This window comes from Salinisphaera sp., from assembly GCF_002729955.1.
Classification (GTDB): domain Bacteria; phylum Pseudomonadota; class Gammaproteobacteria; order Nevskiales; family Salinisphaeraceae; genus Salinisphaera.
Map to the genome: position 1 here is coordinate 21,629 of NZ_PBYA01000022.1, position 16,780 is coordinate 38,408.

Sequence of the window (16,780 nt, forward strand, 5' to 3'; positions counted from 1 at the left end):
CGCACCCGCGCAAGCCAACCCAGGGGATCGCTATGTCCCGACGCGTGTTCGTTCTCGACACCAACGTGCTCATGCACGACCCGACCGCGCTGTTTCGCTTTCAGGAACACGACATCTTCATCCCGATGGTGGTGCTCGAAGAACTGGATGCCGGCAAGAAAGGCGTATCGGAGGTCGCACGCAATGTGCGTCAGGTGAGTCGTTTTCTCGACGAGCTAATGGCGCACAAGACACATTCCGAAATCGACGCCGGCCTGGCGTTGAATGCCGGCATCGAATTCAACGGCCACCGCAAGGACGACGCGCCCCATGCCAGCGGCCGGCTGTATTTCGAAACCCGGCCGGCCGAAGGCGCCCTGCCCGCAATGCTGCCCGGCAACAAGGCCGATAACTCGATTCTGCTGAGCGCGCTGGCGCTGCGAAACGTATTTGGCGAGGCCGAAGTGGTGCTGGTGTCCAAGGACATCAATCTGCGCATCAAGGCGTCGGTCATCGGTATCGAGGCCGAGGACTACATCAACGACAAGGTGCTCGAAGACCTCGACCTTCTCTATACCGGTCATGCCACCCTGCCCACCGATTTCTGGGATACGCATGGCCAGACGATGGAATCCTGGCAGGAGGCCGGTAACGCCTTCTACCGCCTGCGCGGCCCGCAGGTCGCCGACTGGCATCTCAACGAGCTGCTGCATTTCGACCACGACAACGATATCGAACTGATCACCCGCGAAATCGAGGGCGACAGCGCCGTGCTCGAACTCGCGCAGGATTATCGCGTGGGCAAGCAGGCCGTCTGGGGCGTGCATGCACGCAACCGCGAGCAGAACTTCGCACTGAACCTGCTCATGGACCCGGATATCGATTTCGTGACCCTGCTGGGCGCGGCCGGTACCGGCAAGACCCTGCTGACCCTGGCCGCCGGTCTGGCCCAGACGCTGGACGAGTCGCGCTATCGCGAAATCATCATGACCCGCGTGACCGTGCCGGTGGGCGACGATATCGGCTTTCTGCCCGGCACCGAGGAAGAGAAGATGACGCCCTGGATGGGCGCACTCATGGACAACCTCGAAGTGCTCACCGGCACCGGCGGCGGTTCCGACTGGGAGCGGGCGGCTACCAACGAACTGCTGGCCAAGCGCATCAAGATCCGCTCGGTCAACTTCATGCGCGGGCGTACCTTCCTGGAGCGTTTCGTCATCCTCGACGAGGCCCAGAACCTCACGCCCAAGCAGATGAAGACGCTGATCACCCGTGCCGGGCCGGGCACCAAGTTCGTGTGTCTGGGCAACCTCGCGCAGATCGATACGCCGTATCTCACGGAAACGACCTCGGGTTTGACCAATGTCGTAGATCGCTTCCGAAACTGGCGTCATGCGGGGCACGTAACGCTGGCCAGAGGCGAGCGATCGCGTTTGGCCCATTACGCCTCTGATAAACTTTGAAGCCGATAATCTAGCGATACAGCGGCCGCTCGGCCGCGCCCCGTCGCCCCCTTTTCTCGGAGATCGCCCATGGCCGATACCGCAATCGCGGACGCCGCGGAACAGGTGCTCGCCTCACGCCCCGACAAGGCCCAGCTGATCGAGAAGCTGGTCGCCAAACTGCCGGAACACGTCGTACTGCACGCCGAAGAGGACCTGCGCCCCTTCGAATGCGATGGCCTGTCGGCCTATCGCAAACTGCCGATGATCGTGGTGCTGCCGGAAACGATCGAGCAGGTACAGATCGCCATGCAGGTCTGTTATGCCAATGACGTGGCCGTGGTGGCACGCGGTGCCGGTACCGGCCTGTCCGGCGGCGCCCTGCCCATGGAAAACGGCGTGCTGCTGTCGCTGGCCAAGTTCAAGAAAATTCTGGATATCGATACCGCCAATCGCCGCGCCACGGTTCAGCCCGGCGTACGCAATCTCGCGATTTCGGAAGCGGTATCGGATCTCGGCCTGTACTACGCGCCGGATCCGTCGTCGCAGATCGCCTGTTCGATCGGCGGCAATGTGGCCGAAAACTCGGGCGGCGTGCACTGCCTGAAATACGGGCTGACCACCCACAATATCGTCGAGCTCGAGATCGTGACCGTCGAAGGCGAACGCATGACGATCGGCAGCGAGGCCCTGGATACGCCCGGCTACGATCTGCTCGCGCTCATGACCGGCTCGGAAGGCCTGCTGGGCGTGATCGTGCAGGTGGTGGTCAAGCTGCTGCCCAAGCCGGAACGCGCCCAGGTCGTACTGGCCGCCTTCGATGACGTCCGCAAGGCCGGTGACGCGGTGGCCGCAATCATTCAGGCCGGCATCGTGCCGGCCGGGCTGGAAATGCTCGACAACCCGGCCATCGTGGCCACCGAGGAGTTCGTGCACGCCGACTACCCGACCGACGCGGCCGCGATCCTGCTGTGCGAAGTCGACGGCACCCATGCCGAAGTGGATGAGCATATCGCCGACGTACGCGAAGTGGTCGAACGCGAAGGCGCGACGGAAGTCCGTGTATCGCGCGATGACGCCGAGCGCGCCATCTTCTGGGCCGGGCGCAAGGCCGCCTTCCCGGCCATGGGCCGTATTTCGCCGGACTACTACTGCATGGACGGCACCATTCCGCGCAAGGCGCTGGCCGACGTGCTGATCGGCATCGGCGAGCTGTCCAAGAAGTATGGCCAGCGTGTGGCCAACGTCTTTCATGCCGGCGACGGCAATCTGCACCCGCTGATTCTCTACGATGCGAACATCGAGGGCGAGCTGGAGCGCACCGAGGAATTCGGCGGCGCGATCTGCGAACTGTGCCTGGAGCACGGCGGCACGATCACCGGCGAGCACGGCGTGGGCGTCGAGAAGATCGACCAGATGTGCGTGCAGTTTCCGCCCGATGAACTGACCCAGTTTCATGCCGTCAAGCAGGCCTTCGACAGCAAGGGCCTGCTCAACCCCGGCAAGGCGGTGCCCACCCTGCATCGCTGTGCCGAATTCGGCGCCATGCACGTACACAACGGCGAACTGCCCTTTCCCGAACTGGAGCGACTGTGACCACCTCTGCCGATCAGAGCCAACAACTCAGCGAGCGCGTGAGCGAGGCGTTCGCCAACGCCAAGCCGCTGCATCTGCGCGGCAGTGGCAGCAAGGATTTCCTCGGCGAAGCGGTCAACGGCGAAACCCTCGACGTGACCGGCCATGCCGGCGTGGTGAACTACGAACCGGGCGAACTGGTAATGACCGCACGCGCGGGCACGCCCCTGGCCGAACTCGAAGCGGTACTCGATGAGTCGCACCAGATGCTTGCCTTCGAACCCCCGCATTTCGGCGCCAACGCCACCCTGGGCGGCACCATCGCCACCGGCCTGTCCGGCCCGGCGCGGCCGTTCGCCGGCGCAGCGCGGGATTTCGTGCTGGGCTGCCGCATCATCAATGGCCAGGGCCAGATACTCAGCTTCGGCGGCGAAGTGATGAAGAACGTGGCCGGCTACGACCTGTCGCGGCTAATGGCCGGCGCCTACGGCACGCTCGGCGTGCTGCTCGACGTCAGCCTCAAAGTGCTGCCGGTGCCACGCACCCAGGTCACACGGGTGTTCGAACACACCGCCGCCCAGGCGCTGCAGCAGATCAGCGACTGGCAGCGCAAGCCCTGGCCCATCACCGGCGCCTATTGGGAAGACGGCAAGACGTATTTGCGCCTGGCCGGCGCGACTTCCTCGGTCGAGTCCGCCTGCGAGAAACTCGGCGGCGAAACGCTCGACGACGACGGGCCTTTCTGGCGTGCCGTGCGTGAGCACGAACGCCCCTTCTTTGCGCAAAGCGATCGCCCCCTCTGGCGTATTTCCGTGCCGCCGGCCGCGCCCATGCTCGATATCGACGGCGAGTGCGTGATTGACTGGGGCGGCGCCCAGCGCTGGGTGCAGACCGATATGGAGGCCGTCGCCCTGCGTCGTGTCGCCAAGGAGGCCGGCGGGCATGCCACGGTATATCGCGGCGAAGCGCAGCCGCGCTTTCATCCGATGGGCGAATCGATCCTGGCCCTGCAGCAGCGCCTGAAAAAATCCATGGATCCGGCCGGCATTCTCAATCCGGGCCGTATTTACCCCGAGCTTTAGACGAGCCCTTACCATGCAGACTTCCATCATCCCGCAGTTGCGCGATACTCCGGACGGCGAGGAAGCCGATCGTATTCTGCGTGCCTGTACGCACTGCGGCTTCTGTACCGCCACCTGCCCCACCTACCAGCTCCTTGGCGACGAACGCGACAGCCCGCGTGGACGCATCTACCTGATCAAACAGGTGCTCGAAGGCGAAAAACCCACGCAGAAGACGCAGACCCATCTGGACCGCTGTCTGACCTGTCGCGCCTGCGAAACCACCTGCCCCTCGGGTGTGGAATACGCCAAGCTGGCAGACATCGGCCGCGACCTGGTCGACCAGCAGGTCGAACGCCCGCGCCATGAGCGCGTGCTGCGCTGGCTGCTGCGCCATATCGTGGCTTATCGCAACCGCTTTGCCTTCTTCTTCGCCCTCGGCCATATCTTCAAGCCGCTGCTGGTCGGCCCGCTGGCCCCGCTCAAGCAGAAGATGCCGCCGCGGCGCAAGGCGCTTGCCTGGCCGAAGGCCGAGAACGCGCAGCGTACGATGATCGTGCTCGACGGCTGCGTGCAGCCGGTCGCCGCGCCCAATACCAATGCCCATGCCGCGCGCATCTTTTCCCAGCTGGGGGTGCGCCTGGTCGCACCGAAGGCCAGCGGCTGCTGCGGCGCGCTGTCTCAGCATCTCGCACACCGCGAAGAGGCCAACGACTTCGCTCGCCGCAATATCGACGCCTGGTGGCCTTATATCGAGGACGGCGCCGAGGCGATCGTGCTCACGGCCAGCGGCTGCGGGGCATCGGTGGTCGAGTATGGGCATATGCTGCGTAACGACCCGGAATACGCCGAGAAGGCCGCACGCGTTTCCGCCCTGGCACGCGATCTGAGCGACGTGCTCGCCGAAGAGGATCTCAGCCAGCTGGGCGACCTGGGCCACGGCCGTCAGGTGGCTTATCATCCGCCATGTACGCTGCAGAATGCGCCGCAGCTGCACGACAACGTAGCCGAAATCCTGACCCAGGCCGGCTATCAATTGACCCATGTGCGCGACCCGCATCTGTGCTGCGGCTCGGCGGGCACCTACTCGATCCTGCAGCCGACCATGGCCAACGAGCTGCGTTCGAACAAGCTGGCCTCCCTGCAGGCGGGCGATCCGGACGTCATCGTGACCGCCAACATCGGCTGCCAGCTGCATCTCGAATCCGCTGCCGGCGTGCCGGTACGCCACTGGATCGAGCTGCTGGAACCGGCCGTCGCGGCATAGCTCGGCAGCTGCAGAAAGCGGCGTGTTCATTGCGACACGCCGCTAGGCTAGCCGCGTAGGTTGGCTTAGGCCGACAGGCCGTAAGCCAACACGGAACGGGCCACCGAGGCCGTTTGAGTCGTGATGCCGAAGTGGCTATCCGCGCCGCATTCCGCGTTGGATTACGCTGCGCTAATCCAACCTACGCCTGCGCCCTGTCCTGGCCGGCCTTCGCGCTGGCCAGGCCCTTGTCGACAGGCGGCAAGCCCACAGGGAAACTGATCCTTCGCGCGATTCGAGCCGCGATCGCGGGATTGGTATCGGGGTTGCGTTCTTTGTTGGATTACGCTGCGCTAATCCAACCTACGTCCTGCCCGGCTTTCGGGGTCTTCATTCGCGCTATTGGCGTTCGGTTGCAGACTCCAATCGATGCGGCGTTAACACACACCGAACCCGGCACGTAGCCGCGTAGGTTGGTTTAGGCCGCAGGCCGTAAACCGACACGAAACGGAGTTGTGAGGCCGTTCGAGCCTCGATCGCCGATTAGCATATCGGGACTGCGTTCCTTTGTTGGCTTACGCAGAGCTAACCCATGCGGCCGGCGCTGCCCCGCCGGGCGCGGGGCGCCGTCGCGAGAGGGCGACGATTACGGGTCCTCCTGCGCGTCGCGTCCGTTATCAAGCTCCGGAAGCACGGCCTCTCGACGCGGCCAGGCCTTGATGACCGCATGCACCACGGTGGCCAGCGGAATCGCGAAGAACACGCCCCAGAAGCCCCAGATACCGCCAAAGAACAGCACCGCGGTGATGATGGCCACCGGATGCAGGTCCACCGCCTCCGAGAACAGCACCGGCACGAGCAGATTGCCGTCGAGCATCTGCAATATGGCGTAGGCGATCAGTACATAGACCGTCTGTGCCTCGAAGCCCCACTGCGCATAGGCCACCAGCATCACCGGCACGGTCATGCCGAAGGCGCCGATATAGGGCACCAGTACCGAGAACCCCACCAGCGCCGAAAGCAGCATCGCGTACTTGAGCCCGAGCAACGAGAACACGATGTACGCCGCGATCCAGACGATGACGATCTCGAGCGCCTTGCCGCGAACGTAGTTGCCGAGCTGGGCATTCACGTCCGCCCACACATTGCGCACCAGCCGCCCGTTGCGCGGGCCGAAATTGGCGAACCAGCGCAGGATCTGTGCCTTGTCGCGCAGCATGAAGAACACCATCAGCGGCACCAGCAGCAGATAGACCGACAGGTACAGCAGGCTCATGCCCACCACCAGCGAGCGGCTGACCACGGTCTGGCGCAGAGAGCCCACGTCGAAGGTCATGCTGTTGATCATGGCGTTGATCTGGTCATCGGTGATCAGGGCCGGATAACGCTGGGGCAAGGCGGCAACCCACTCCTGCGCCCGGCTGATCAGGCTGGGCACCTCGGTAAGCACCTGGCCGGCCTGACGGGTCAGCAGCGGGAGCAGCGCGAAGCTCACCCACACCACGCCAATCAGCAACGCGGTGGACAACAGGGCCGCGCCCAGCCAGCGCGGCACGTGCACGCGTTCAAGCCAGAGCACCGGCGAATCCAGCAGATAGGCCACCACCACGGCCGCCAGTACCGGCGTGAGCAAGGTGCCGAACACCATCACTAGCACCAGCGCGCTGATGAGGATCAACGCCAGCGCGACCACCTGCGGGTCAGAGAAGTGTCGGCTGAACCATTCGCGTACGACGTTCATCGCGGCCCCCGCGCGACGACTGGTGTCGTGCCCGTTCTTAAGACGACCGGAGAGAACAATAGCTTCGACACATCGGCTCCTGTGCGCTGGGCGAAAGCGGCTCGCAACCAGCGTGCTGAATAACATGCGTGAACCTCTGCCGTATGACACCGATCGCGCCTGCGCGGCCGATAGCGCCCGTCGACGCCTCGCGGACGGCGTAGCAGCCAGGTACTTAGGCGCAATAACAGCAACGCGAACGTGTATGAATGGAGCAGAGATTCCTGATGGCGCCAGTTTAATCGAATGAACGAAACACGCTAATCTGGGGTCAGAAGTTCATGCGCCCCAACGCTTACCACATGTCCCTCTCGTGACTTTTTCTTCGCACCGTCCGGCCCGTTTCCTGGTCCTGCTGATGGCCTGCCTGCTGACCATCAGCACGCTCGCGAGCGCGCGCGATTACCAGCTGCCGAGCATCGGCCAGCCGGCGGACAACTATATGTCGCCGGCCGAAGAGCAGAAAATCGGCCTGCAGGTGGTGGCGCAACTGCTGGCCCGCCACCTGATCATCGAGGATACGCAGCTGCGTGAATACCTCACGAGCGTGGGCGCGCGCCTGGCTGGCCATACCGACGCCGATGCCAGCGCGTTTCGTTTCTATCCGATCGACAGCAGCCAGATCAACGCCTTTGCGCTGCCGGGCGGCTATATCGGGGTCAACGCCGGGCTGATCACCGAAACCGACAACGAAAGCGAACTGGCCGGCGTCATGGGCCATGAAATGGCGCATGTCACCCAGCGCCATATCGCCCGCCAGATCGAAGCCACCTCCGGCATGGGCTGGGCGACCGCGGCGGCCATCCTGGTGGCCGCGATCGCCGGCGGCGGCGATCCGGATGCCCTCTCGGCGGCCGTGACCGCGGGTGTGTCCAACCTCAACCAGCAGCAGACCAACTTCACCCGTGCCCACGAATTCGAGGCCGACCGGATCGGCATTCGAACCATGGCGGAATCGGGCTTCGACCCGGACGCCATGGCCAGCTTCTTCGAGAAGATGCAGCGCCGCTCACGGCTGTACGGCAATCAGCTGCCCGATATCCTGTTGTCGCATCCGGTGAGCAACACGCGCATGGCTGAAGCGGAAACCCGTGCGCGAGACTATGCGAACACCAACATACGAGAAAGCGATACCTACGCGCTGATGAAGGAACGCGCCCGCGTGCTCATGAGCAAGCAATACGGCGAACTGCTGCGCTACTACGAGCAGCGCCGCCGCGACGAGGGCGACACGCCGGCCCTCGACTACGGCTATGCGCTCACGCTGCTGCAACTTGGCCGCAGCGACGATGCGATTACCCTGCTCGAGCCCCTGGCCGCGCAAGAGCCGCCCCATGCGGCCTATTCCCTCGCTCTCGCCCAGGCTCGTCGCCAGTCAGGGCAGACCCGGCAGGCGCGCGAGCTACTCGAACAGGCACGTACGGCCTTCCCCGACAGCGCCGCGGTCAAGCTCGACTATGCCGAATTCCTCATGGATACGGGTGACGCGCAGGCAGTTCGCTCGTTTCTGTTGCAGGATCGCGCGTTGCTCGAGCAATCCGCCGATGCGCAGCAGATGCTCGCACGGGTGGCCGGCGATCAGGGCAATCTTGGTGAGGCCTACTATCGCCAGGCCAAGTACTACGAGCTGCGCGGTGCCTACGGCCCCGCCATCAACCAGCTGCGTACCGCGCTACAGACCGCCGAGCTGAACGCCTTCGACAAGGCCCGACTGCGAGCCCTGCTCGATCAGATGGTGAAGTCCTGCCACCGCGCCTGGTCCGAACGCGAGTGCCGGGAACAGGTGACGGCCGACGCACGCTACTGAGCGGCGACGGCCGACGGTCCCCGCCACACCACCGCCGCCGACCGTTCTCGACGCAGCGCACGCATCAGACTAGCGCGCTTTCTAGCGCCCGCTTCGACCCGGCGCCGACTCTACCGGGCGTACATCGCGCATGGGTACGATGGTGTTCCATTGCCGGCAGCTCGGGCACTGCCAGTGCAGATAGCGCCCGGAGAAACCGCACTGTCCGCAGTGATAGGTCGGCTGACGCTCGATGATCTGGCCCAGCGACTGGCGCAGGCTGTCCAGGGGGCCGGTGAGCGTACTGCGCGTCTGCGACCAGGTGAGGTCGAGCAGATGATAGAAGCCGATCCAGTTCGGCTCGGTCTGCAGATACTGGGAGATATGCGCGATCGCCTCGTCGGTTTTCTGCTGGCGATGCAGAAACCGGGCATAGGCAACATGCGGGTGCGCCCCGTCGTAGAGCGGCATCAGCTCGCGCAGGAACTGGGCATAGCCCGACGGATCATCGAGCGCATCGAAACAGCGTCGCATCGGCTCGATGATTTCGCTGATGAAATCCACGTCCTGACGCATCACCTGCCGGTAAATGCGGATGGCGCCGCGATGATCTTCTGCCTGCTCTGCCATGAGCCCGCCGATCAGGCTGGCGCGCGCGCAGTCGCGAAAAGACTGCCGTGCCGACTTCAGATGATTGCGTGCCACGTCTAGCTGGCCGGCGCTGCGCGCCTGCTCAGCCAGTTCGCAGAAATACTGGGCAATGACCGGGCGCATCGAGGTGCCGCGCACCGTCTCCAGCCGCCGTGTGGTCGCGATGGATTGATCCCAGTCGCGCTCCTGCTCATAGATCGCGATCAGGCCGGACAGCGAGCGTTCGAGGAAAAGATTCTGATCGGCCAGCTCGCGAAACAGGCCCTCGGCCCGGTCCAGCACGCCGGCGCGCAGATAATCCTGGGCCAGTTCGTAGCGTGCCTGGTTGCGGTGAATGGCCTTGAGGTTGGGGCGTGCGACGAGGTTCTGGTGCATGCGCAGAGCGCGATCCACCTCACCCTGCCGGCGAAACAGATTACCCAGGGCCAGATGGGTTTCGGCGGTGTCGTTATCGACTTCAAGCACGCGCACGAAAGTGGCGATCGCCTGATCCGCGTCTTCGTTGACGAGCTGGCTTATGCCGCGCAGATAGTCCGCGTTGACCGGCGGCATGGGTTCGTCGCCGCGGTCGGCGCGACCCCGCACGTACCAGCCCGACGCGGCCGCCAGCGGCAGCAGCGCCAGAAGGACCCACCAGATGCCGTCAAGCATCGTGAATGGGCATGCTCCGCAGGTTGGAAATCTCGGTCTGCGCGTCTTTCAGACGGCGCCGCGTGCTCGTGAGCTGAGCACGTAGCCGGGTGATCTTGCCGATACACACGATAGCGGCGATTGCGAGGCCGAGAACAAAAGCGACAACCAGCAGAACCACCAGCGGTGCTTCGGTCGTCGTCCAGAGCAGATCAATCGAGACCAGATCGTAGTTGAAGAAACCGAACGCCACGCCCAGCACGAGCCCCACGACCACGATCAGATTACGAATCAGGCGTAGCATTTACTTCCCGTTGCTTGTACGGGCGACTCCGCCCTTCGACGCAGGCGGTTTCGACCCGCTATGAATGGTTTGTGTTCACCCGTTCGCGCAATTCCTTGCCGGGTTTGAAATGCGGCACGTACTTGCGCGGAATATCGACGGATTCGCCGGTTTTCGGGTTACGACCACGCCGCGCCGGGCGATGGTGTACCGAAAAACTGCCAAACCCGCGAATCTCCACGCGACCGCCTTCGGCCAGCTCGGCAATTACGTCGTCGAGTAGAAGTTTTACCGCCAGTTCCACGTCACGGTGCGACATATGCGCCTGACGCTGAACCAGCCGTTCGATCAGCTCCGATTTAGTCATCCAGCGTCCTCTCCCTGGAAACGCCGCCCCCGAATCATGCCCTTACGGCACGCCCCTTATAAGAAGGTAGTTAAAACGCGGGGCGCGCGCAAGCGCCCCGCGTCATTTCCGACCGCGATATTTTTAGTTGTTGCGGTCGCTGGCGTCGATCTGCTCCTTGAGCAGCTCGCCAAGGCTGGTGGTGCCGGTCGAGGCATCGGTATCCGCGTAGTCGCGCATCGCCTGCTGCTCGTCCTTTTCGTCCTTGGCACGAATCGACAGGCTGATGGTGCGGTTACGCCGATCGACGCCCACGAAACGGGCTTCGACTTCCTGGCCTTCCGACAGCGCGGTACGGGCATCTTCCACGCGATCGCGGGAGATATCCGAGGCGCGGATGTAACCGACCACGTCGTTGCCCAGGTCGACCGTCGCGCCACGGGCATCGACCGTGTCGATCTTGCCGGAGACGACGCTGCCCTTCGGGTTGTCCGCAACGAAGGAACCGATCGGATCCTGCGCAAGCTGCTTGATGCCCAGGGAAATGCGCTCGCGGTCGGCGTCGATCGACAGCACCACGGCCTCGACCTCGTCGCCCTTCGAGTATTCGCGCACCACTTCTTCGCCGGCGTCGTTCCAGGACAGGTCCGACAGATGCACCAGACCGTCGATGTTGCCCGGCAGACCCACGAAGATACCGAAGTCGGTGATCGACTTGATCTGGCCGCGCACGACGTCGTTGCGCTGGTGATTGGCGGCGAAGTCTTCCCACGGGTTGGACTTGCACTGCTTCATGCCCAGCGAGATACGACGACGCTCTTCGTCGATCTCCAGCACCATGACCTCGACCTCGTCGCCGACGTCGACGATCTGGCCCGGGTTGACGTTCTTGTTGGTCCAGTCCATTTCGGAAACGTGCACCAGACCTTCCACGCCCTCTTCGATTTCGACGAAGGCACCGTAGTCGGTGATGTTGGTGACGTTGCCGAACAGACGGGTGCTTTCCGGGTAACGACGGGCGATATCCACCCACGGATCGTCGCCGAGCTGCTTCAGGCCCAGCGATACACGGGTGCGCTCACGATCGAACTTGAGCACCTTGACCTCGACTTCCTCGCCCACGTTGACGACGTCGGTCGGATCCTTGATGCGCTTCCACGACATATCGGTGATATGCAGCAGACCGTCGATGCCACCCAGGTCCACGAACGCGCCGTAGTCGACCAGGTTCTTGACGATGCCCTTGAGTACGATGCCTTCCTGGAGCGTGTCCAGCAGCTGCTTGCGCTCTTCGCTGTACTCTTCCTTGAGCACGTCGCGACGCGAGACGACCACGTTGTTGCGCAGACGGTCCAGCTTGATGACACGGAACTCGAGCGGCTTGCCTTCGAGATAGGTGGTATCGCGAACCGGACGCACGTCGACGAGCGAACCCGGCAGGAACGCGCGAATGTTGCCGACATCGACGGTGTAACCACCCTTGACCTTGCCACTGATGTGGCCGACCACGGATTCGCTGTTTTCGTAGGCGTCGGTGAGGAAGTCCCAGGTACGGATGCGCTGGGCTTTTTCCTTCGACAGGCGCGTGGCGCCGAAACCGTCTTCCACGGCTTCCAGTGCGACTTCGACCTTGTCCCCTTCCGCAACGGAGATTTCGCCGTTATCGTCGTAGAACTCGTCGATCGGAATCACGCCTTCCGACTTGAGGCCGGCATCGACGATGATCACGTCGTTCTTGATTTCCAGCACCTCGGCGTTGATGAGGGAACCGGGCTGCATGGTGCGACCCTGCAGACTTTGCTCGAATAGTTCGGCGAAACTTTCAGACATGAGGGGAAAAGATCCTACGGCGCTTGAGAAAAGCGAGCGCCATCCGTGGTTGATAAAACAATCCGATCAACGACATTGCGCCGCGACCGGTCCAATCGAAACAGCCGGATTCAGCTTAAATCCAGCCTTTTTCGCGTACAAGGCAACGCACTTTCTCCAGTGACGCCGCCACGCTTTCGCCGGTCGTGTCGATAACATGGGCATCGGCCGCCGGCTTCAGGGGCGCGACCTCACGCGAAGCATCGCGTGCGTCCCGCTCCAATATCTCTCGATATATCCGGTCAAGAGTAGCATCAACGTTTGCGCCCGACAACTGCGCAAAACGGCGATTGGCCCGCTCTTCGGCCGAGGCGGTGATATAGAGCTTCAGGTCGGCCTCGGGGAAGATCACTGTGCCCATATCGCGGCCGTCGGCGATCAGCCCCGGCTCGCCGGCGAAATCACGCTGGCGCGCGAGCAGCGCGGCACGAATTTCCGGCTGGACGGCCCATTTGGAGGCGGCATCCGACACGGCGTCGCTACGAATAACGTCGGTGACGTCCTCGCCCGCCAGCAGCACGCGCTGGCCGGCTCCGCGATCCGGCTCGAAGGCCATGTCCAGCGAGCGGGCCGCGGCCACGGCCGTGGCACAGTCGCTCGCCAGGCATGCGTCGAGTCCGGCACGAAGCGCGACCAGGCCGACCAGGCGATACAAGGCGCCGCTATCGAGCAGCCACCAGCCCAGTTCGCGCGCGAGCGCTGAGGCCAGCGTGCCCTTGCCCGCACCGCCCGGCCCGTCCAGCGTCATCACCGGCGCAGGGTTCATGACGACACCTCGCTGGCCTCGATTTGCAGGCCGGCCGCGGATGCCAGCGCCACGAAACCGGGAAACGAGGTATCCACGAAGTCGCAGTCGTCGATTTCAATGGGCGCATCGGCACGCAGCGCTGCCATCGCGAACGCCATGGCGATGCGGTGGTCGTCGTGGCTTTCGATCAGGCCGCCGCCGAATACCGGCCCGGCGCCGCGGCCGACGATCGTGAGCCCGTCATCCGCCACGCTGACATCGACGCCGAGCTGACTCAGGCCGTCGGCCATCACCGCGATACGATCGGATTCCTTGACCCGCAGCTCGGCTGCGCCGGTCAGACGGGTCGTGCCTTCGGCACAGGCGGCAGCAATGAATATCGCCGGAAACTCGTCGATGGCAAGCTCCACCTCGTCGCCGCCGATATCGATGCCCTGGAGCGACGCGCTGCGCACTTCGATGTCGGCCACCGGCTCGCCGGCCTGAATACGCTCGTCGTGCAGGCGTATGTCCGCGCCCATGCGGCCTAGGATATCGATTACCCCGCGCCGGGTCGGATTGATGCCCACGCCGGGCAGCACGATCGCGCTGGCTTCGGCGATGCTGGCCCCGACCATGAAAAACGCGGCCGAGGAAAGATCGGCCGGCACCGCGACGTCACCGGCCTGAAGAGACTGGCCGCCCGCGATGGCCAGGGTACGCGCCTGGCGTTCGATACGTACGCCAAAGGCGGAGAGCATGCGCTCGGTATGATCGCGGCTGATCCCCGGCTCGGTGACCCGCGTGCTGCCCTGGGCATACAGCCCGGCCAGCAATACACAGGATTTGATCTGGGCGCTGGCCACCGGCGGCGTGTAGTCGATGCCGTTGAGCGCCTGGCCGCCCTGGATGACGAGCGGCGCGCGCCCGCCTTCCTCGCCGTCGATGCGTGCACCCATGAGCCTCAGGGGCTCGATCACACGCGCCATGGGTCGACGCGACAGGCTGGCATCGCCGACCAGACGGCTGTCGAAGCGTTGCCCGGCCATCAGGCCGGACATCAGACGCATGGACGTACCCGAATTGCCGAGGTCGAGCGGCGCCTGCGGCGCCCGCAGGCCGTCGCGCCCCACCCCGTCGACGGTCAGCGCCTCGCCGTCGCGCGCGAAGACCACACCCATCGCCTCAAAGGCATGCAGCGTGGCCAGACAGTCCGCGCTTTCAAGAAAGCCGGTAATACGGGAGCGCCCGTCGGCGAGCGCCGACAGCATGACCGCACGGTGCGAAATGGACTTGTCGCCCGGCACGCGCAACTCGCCACGCAGGGCGCCGCCCGGCCGCAGATGAAAACGCCGCATATCAGGAACGCCTCATGGCAAAACCGTCGCGCGCGGTCTTCGCGCGCTGGAAAGTGGCCGCCAGTGCATCGCGGTCGTCGTCGGCAATCGCTGCCCTCACCGCCGCCAGATCGCCGATATAGCGATCGAGCACCGGCAGCACGGCATCGTGATTCGCGGTCACGATATCCGCCCACAGCGAGGGGCTGCTGGATGCGATACGTGTGAAGTCGGCAAAGCCGCCGGCCGCATATTCGAATATCTCGGTACGTTCGGCCATCCGCGCCAGGGTATCCACCAGCGTGTAAGCCAGCAGATGCGGCAGATGGCTGGTGGCCGCCAGCACCTCGTCGTGGTGAGCACCGTCCATTTCGCTGATGCGCGCACCAATCGTACGCCACAGCGCTTCGACCCGGGCCAGCGCCTGCGGCTCGGTCGCCGGCGTGGGAGTGAGAATGACCCGGCGCTGTTCGAACAGTTCGGCGAAGCCCGCATCGAGCCCGCTACGCTCGGTGCCGGCGATGGGATGGCCCGGCACGAACCGGGCAAAGCCCTCGCCCAGGCTGGCCTGGGCCTCGCGAATCACGCTCAGCTTGGTACTGCCGGTATCGGTCACCACGGCATCTGCGGGCAGCGCCGCGGCCAGATCGGCGAACACGCCGGCCATCGCGCCGATGGGTACGGCGACGATCACGAGCGTGGCCTTGGCCACGGCCGTGGCGACATCCGTCGACGCCTCGCTCACCAAACCCAATTCGCGTGCCTGGCGCGCCTCGTTGGCATCCGCCACCACGGCGTCAACGCGGGCGCCGCAGCCTTTCGCCTGCAGCGCACGTATGATCGAACCGCCGATCAGGCCCAGCCCGATTACACAGATTCGTTCGTTTTCAAGGCTTTGATCGGTTCGATTCATGCGCGTTCGAGAACGCTGTCGAGCGCCGCCAGAAACACCTGATTCTCTTTTTCGCTACCGACAGTTACACGCAAATGTTCAGGCATTGCATAGCTTTCGAGCGGGCGTACGATCACGCCTTCGTGCAGCATTGCCTGGTAGACGGGCGTGGAGGGTCGGCCACAGTCGAAGGTGATGAAATTGGCCTGTGACGGCACACAACGCAGACCCCGCGCCTCGAGCTCGCTGCCCAGCGACGCCCGCTGCACGGCGTTGGTCTGGGTCGAGTAGATCACGAACTCCTCGTCCGACAACGCCGCCTGGGCACAGTAAAGGGCCACGGTGTTGACGTTGAACGGCTGGCGGATGCGGTTGATCCAGTCCGCCACCTGGGGCGAGGTCAAGGCATAGCCGACGCGCAGGCCGGCCATCCCATAAATTTTCGAGAATGTTCGCGTAACAATCAGATTTTCAAAGCGTTCGAGCCATTCACGGCTGTCCGGACGCTCGCTGTCCGCCTGATATTCGAGATAGGCCTCGTCAAGTACGACGACCACGCCGGCCGGCACGGACTGCATGAACGCCTCGATCGCCTCAGGTGCCAACCAGGTGCCCGTGGGGTTGTTCGGGCTGGCAATGAAGACCACGCCGGTGTTTTCGTCGATATGCTCGAGAAACGCTTCAAGATCGTGGCCATAGGGCATGTCGGCATCGGGTCCGAGTGCCGGTACCTCGCGCACCTCGGCGTTCACCGCCTGGGCCACGATCGGGTAGACCGCGAACGCGTACTGCGAGAACACCGCATTCTTGCCGGGGCCCAGAAAAACCCGTGCGGTGAGCTCCAGTACGTCGTTGGAACCGTTGCCGAGTGTGACCCGCTCCGGCTCGATTGCATGGCGGGCGGCGATATCCTGCTTGAGCGCATAACCGCCGCCGTCCGGGTAACGATGCAGGTCGGAGGCGCCGTTCTGAACGAAGTCGGCAAACGCCTTCGTGACCGCCGGCGCCACGCCGAAGGGGTTCTCGTTGGAAGCCAGCTTGATGATCGAGCTCAGCCCCAGCTCGCGCTTGAGGTCATCGATCGGTTTGCCGGGCACATAGGCGTGCAGGCCGTGAATACCGGCATGCGCCTGTTCGTTTAGGCTCTTACCCATGTTATTTCAACACGTTAACGAT

14 protein-coding genes are annotated in these 16,780 nt (G+C 63.9%); 5 read left to right on the forward strand and 9 right to left on the reverse strand.

All coding sequences use genetic code 11. The features are described 5' to 3' along the window. The first annotated feature begins 32 nt into the window (after nt 1–32). From CMN27_RS05925 to glcF, 4 genes are all read left to right on the forward strand, one after another. Complete coding sequence (locus tag CMN27_RS05925) at nt 33–1,442, forward strand: PhoH family protein (protein ID WP_293624821.1); 1,410 nt, start codon at nt 33–35, stop codon at nt 1,440–1,442. 69 nt (nt 1,443–1,511) lie between these two features. After that, the gene (locus tag CMN27_RS05930) at nt 1,512–3,017 is read left to right on the forward strand and encodes an FAD-linked oxidase C-terminal domain-containing protein (RefSeq protein ID WP_293624822.1); all 1,506 of its coding nucleotides are present in this window, start codon (nt 1,512–1,514) and stop codon (nt 3,015–3,017) included. Beyond that, the gene (gene glcE, locus CMN27_RS05935; protein ID WP_293624823.1) at nt 3,014–4,078 is read left to right on the forward strand and encodes a glycolate oxidase subunit GlcE; all 1,065 of its coding nucleotides are present in this window, start codon (nt 3,014–3,016) and stop codon (nt 4,076–4,078) included. Before CMN27_RS05930 ends, glcE begins: the two co-directional genes overlap by 4 nt. A gap of 13 nt (nt 4,079–4,091) precedes the next feature. Beyond that, nucleotides 4,092–5,324 carry a glycolate oxidase subunit GlcF gene (gene glcF / locus CMN27_RS05940; RefSeq protein ID WP_293624824.1) on the forward strand — a complete coding sequence of 411 codons (1,233 nt, stop codon included), beginning with the start codon at nt 4,092–4,094 and terminating at the stop codon, nt 5,322–5,324. A gap of 625 nt (nt 5,325–5,949) precedes the next feature. Here the strand turns inward: glcF and CMN27_RS05945 are convergent. Then, on the reverse strand, nt 5,950–7,044 hold the full coding sequence (locus tag CMN27_RS05945; RefSeq protein ID WP_293624825.1) for an AI-2E family transporter: 1,095 nt from the start codon (nt 7,042–7,044) through the stop codon (nt 5,950–5,952). Between the two features lie 352 nt (nt 7,045–7,396). Here CMN27_RS05945 and CMN27_RS05950 point away from each other — a divergent pair, with 352 nt between their 5' ends. Then, a complete protein-coding gene (locus CMN27_RS05950; RefSeq protein WP_293624826.1) occupies nt 7,397–8,890 on the forward strand; it encodes a M48 family metalloprotease in 1,494 nt (497 codons plus the stop codon). A gap of 81 nt (nt 8,891–8,971) precedes the next feature. On the opposite strand, the gene lapB is transcribed toward CMN27_RS05950, so the two are convergent. From lapB to hisC, 8 genes are all read right to left on the reverse strand, one after another. Beyond that, on the reverse strand, nt 8,972–10,171 hold the full coding sequence (lapB, locus tag CMN27_RS05955; RefSeq protein ID WP_293624827.1) for a lipopolysaccharide assembly protein LapB: 1,200 nt from the start codon (nt 10,169–10,171) through the stop codon (nt 8,972–8,974). Beyond that, the gene (locus tag CMN27_RS05960) at nt 10,164–10,454 is read right to left on the reverse strand and encodes a lipopolysaccharide assembly protein LapA domain-containing protein (protein ID WP_293624829.1); all 291 of its coding nucleotides are present in this window, start codon (nt 10,452–10,454) and stop codon (nt 10,164–10,166) included. Before CMN27_RS05960 ends, lapB begins: the two co-directional genes overlap by 8 nt. A 58-nt stretch (nt 10,455–10,512) precedes the next feature. Continuing rightward, complete coding sequence (locus CMN27_RS05965) at nt 10,513–10,800, reverse strand: integration host factor subunit beta (protein ID WP_006913502.1); 288 nt, start codon at nt 10,798–10,800, stop codon at nt 10,513–10,515. 123 nt (nt 10,801–10,923) lie between these two features. Further along, nucleotides 10,924–12,609 (reverse strand): 30S ribosomal protein S1, encoded by a 1,686-nt coding sequence (rpsA, locus tag CMN27_RS05970; protein ID WP_293624833.1) that lies wholly within the window; start codon nt 12,607–12,609, stop codon nt 10,924–10,926. Nucleotides 12,610–12,724: 115 nt separating this feature from the next. Further along, nucleotides 12,725–13,414 carry a (d)CMP kinase gene (cmk, locus tag CMN27_RS05975; protein ID WP_293624835.1) on the reverse strand — a complete coding sequence of 230 codons (690 nt, stop codon included), beginning with the start codon at nt 13,412–13,414 and terminating at the stop codon, nt 12,725–12,727. Beyond that, nucleotides 13,411–14,733: a 3-phosphoshikimate 1-carboxyvinyltransferase gene (gene aroA / locus CMN27_RS05980; protein ID WP_293624837.1), complete on the reverse strand. Its 1,323-nt coding sequence runs from the start codon at nt 14,731–14,733 to the stop codon at nt 13,411–13,413. Before aroA ends, cmk begins: the two co-directional genes overlap by 4 nt. Before the next feature lies 1 nt (nt 14,734). After that, nucleotides 14,735–15,625, reverse strand: coding sequence for a prephenate dehydrogenase/arogenate dehydrogenase family protein (locus CMN27_RS05985; protein WP_293624839.1), 891 nt, complete (start codon nt 15,623–15,625; stop codon nt 14,735–14,737). Continuing rightward, a complete protein-coding gene (gene hisC, locus CMN27_RS05990) occupies nt 15,622–16,758 on the reverse strand; it encodes a histidinol-phosphate transaminase (RefSeq protein WP_293624841.1) in 1,137 nt (378 codons plus the stop codon). The genes CMN27_RS05985 and hisC overlap by 4 nt, the downstream gene beginning before the upstream one ends. Nucleotides 16,759–16,780: the final 22 nt, after the last annotated feature.

Excerpts from the sequence above, each read along its gene's own strand:
- CMN27_RS05925 (WP_293624821.1), top strand. The coding sequence starts at position 33 with ATGTCCCGACGCGTGTTCGTTCTCGACACCAACGTGCTCATGCACGAC.
- aroA (WP_293624837.1), bottom strand. The coding sequence starts at position 14,733 with ATGCGGCGTTTTCATCTGCGGCCGGGCGGCGCCCTGCGTGGCGAGTTG.
- lapB (WP_293624827.1), bottom strand. The coding sequence starts at position 10,171 with ATGCTTGACGGCATCTGGTGGGTCCTTCTGGCGCTGCTGCCGCTGGCG.
- CMN27_RS05960 (WP_293624829.1), bottom strand. The coding sequence starts at position 10,454 with ATGCTACGCCTGATTCGTAATCTGATCGTGGTCGTGGGGCTCGTGCTG.
- rpsA (WP_293624833.1), bottom strand. The coding sequence starts at position 12,609 with ATGTCTGAAAGTTTCGCCGAACTATTCGAGCAAAGTCTGCAGGGTCGC.
- cmk (WP_293624835.1), bottom strand. The coding sequence starts at position 13,414 with ATGAACCCTGCGCCGGTGATGACGCTGGACGGGCCGGGCGGTGCGGGC.
- CMN27_RS05985 (WP_293624839.1), bottom strand. The coding sequence starts at position 15,625 with ATGAATCGAACCGATCAAAGCCTTGAAAACGAACGAATCTGTGTAATC.
- CMN27_RS05945 (WP_293624825.1), bottom strand. The coding sequence starts at position 7,044 with ATGAACGTCGTACGCGAATGGTTCAGCCGACACTTCTCTGACCCGCAG.
- glcF (WP_293624824.1), top strand. The coding sequence starts at position 4,092 with ATGCAGACTTCCATCATCCCGCAGTTGCGCGATACTCCGGACGGCGAG.
- CMN27_RS05930 (WP_293624822.1), top strand. The coding sequence starts at position 1,512 with ATGGCCGATACCGCAATCGCGGACGCCGCGGAACAGGTGCTCGCCTCA.
- CMN27_RS05965 (WP_006913502.1), bottom strand. The coding sequence starts at position 10,800 with ATGACTAAATCGGAGCTGATCGAACGGCTGGTTCAGCGTCAGGCGCAT.
- hisC (WP_293624841.1), bottom strand. The coding sequence starts at position 16,758 with ATGGGTAAGAGCCTAAACGAACAGGCGCATGCCGGTATTCACGGCCTG.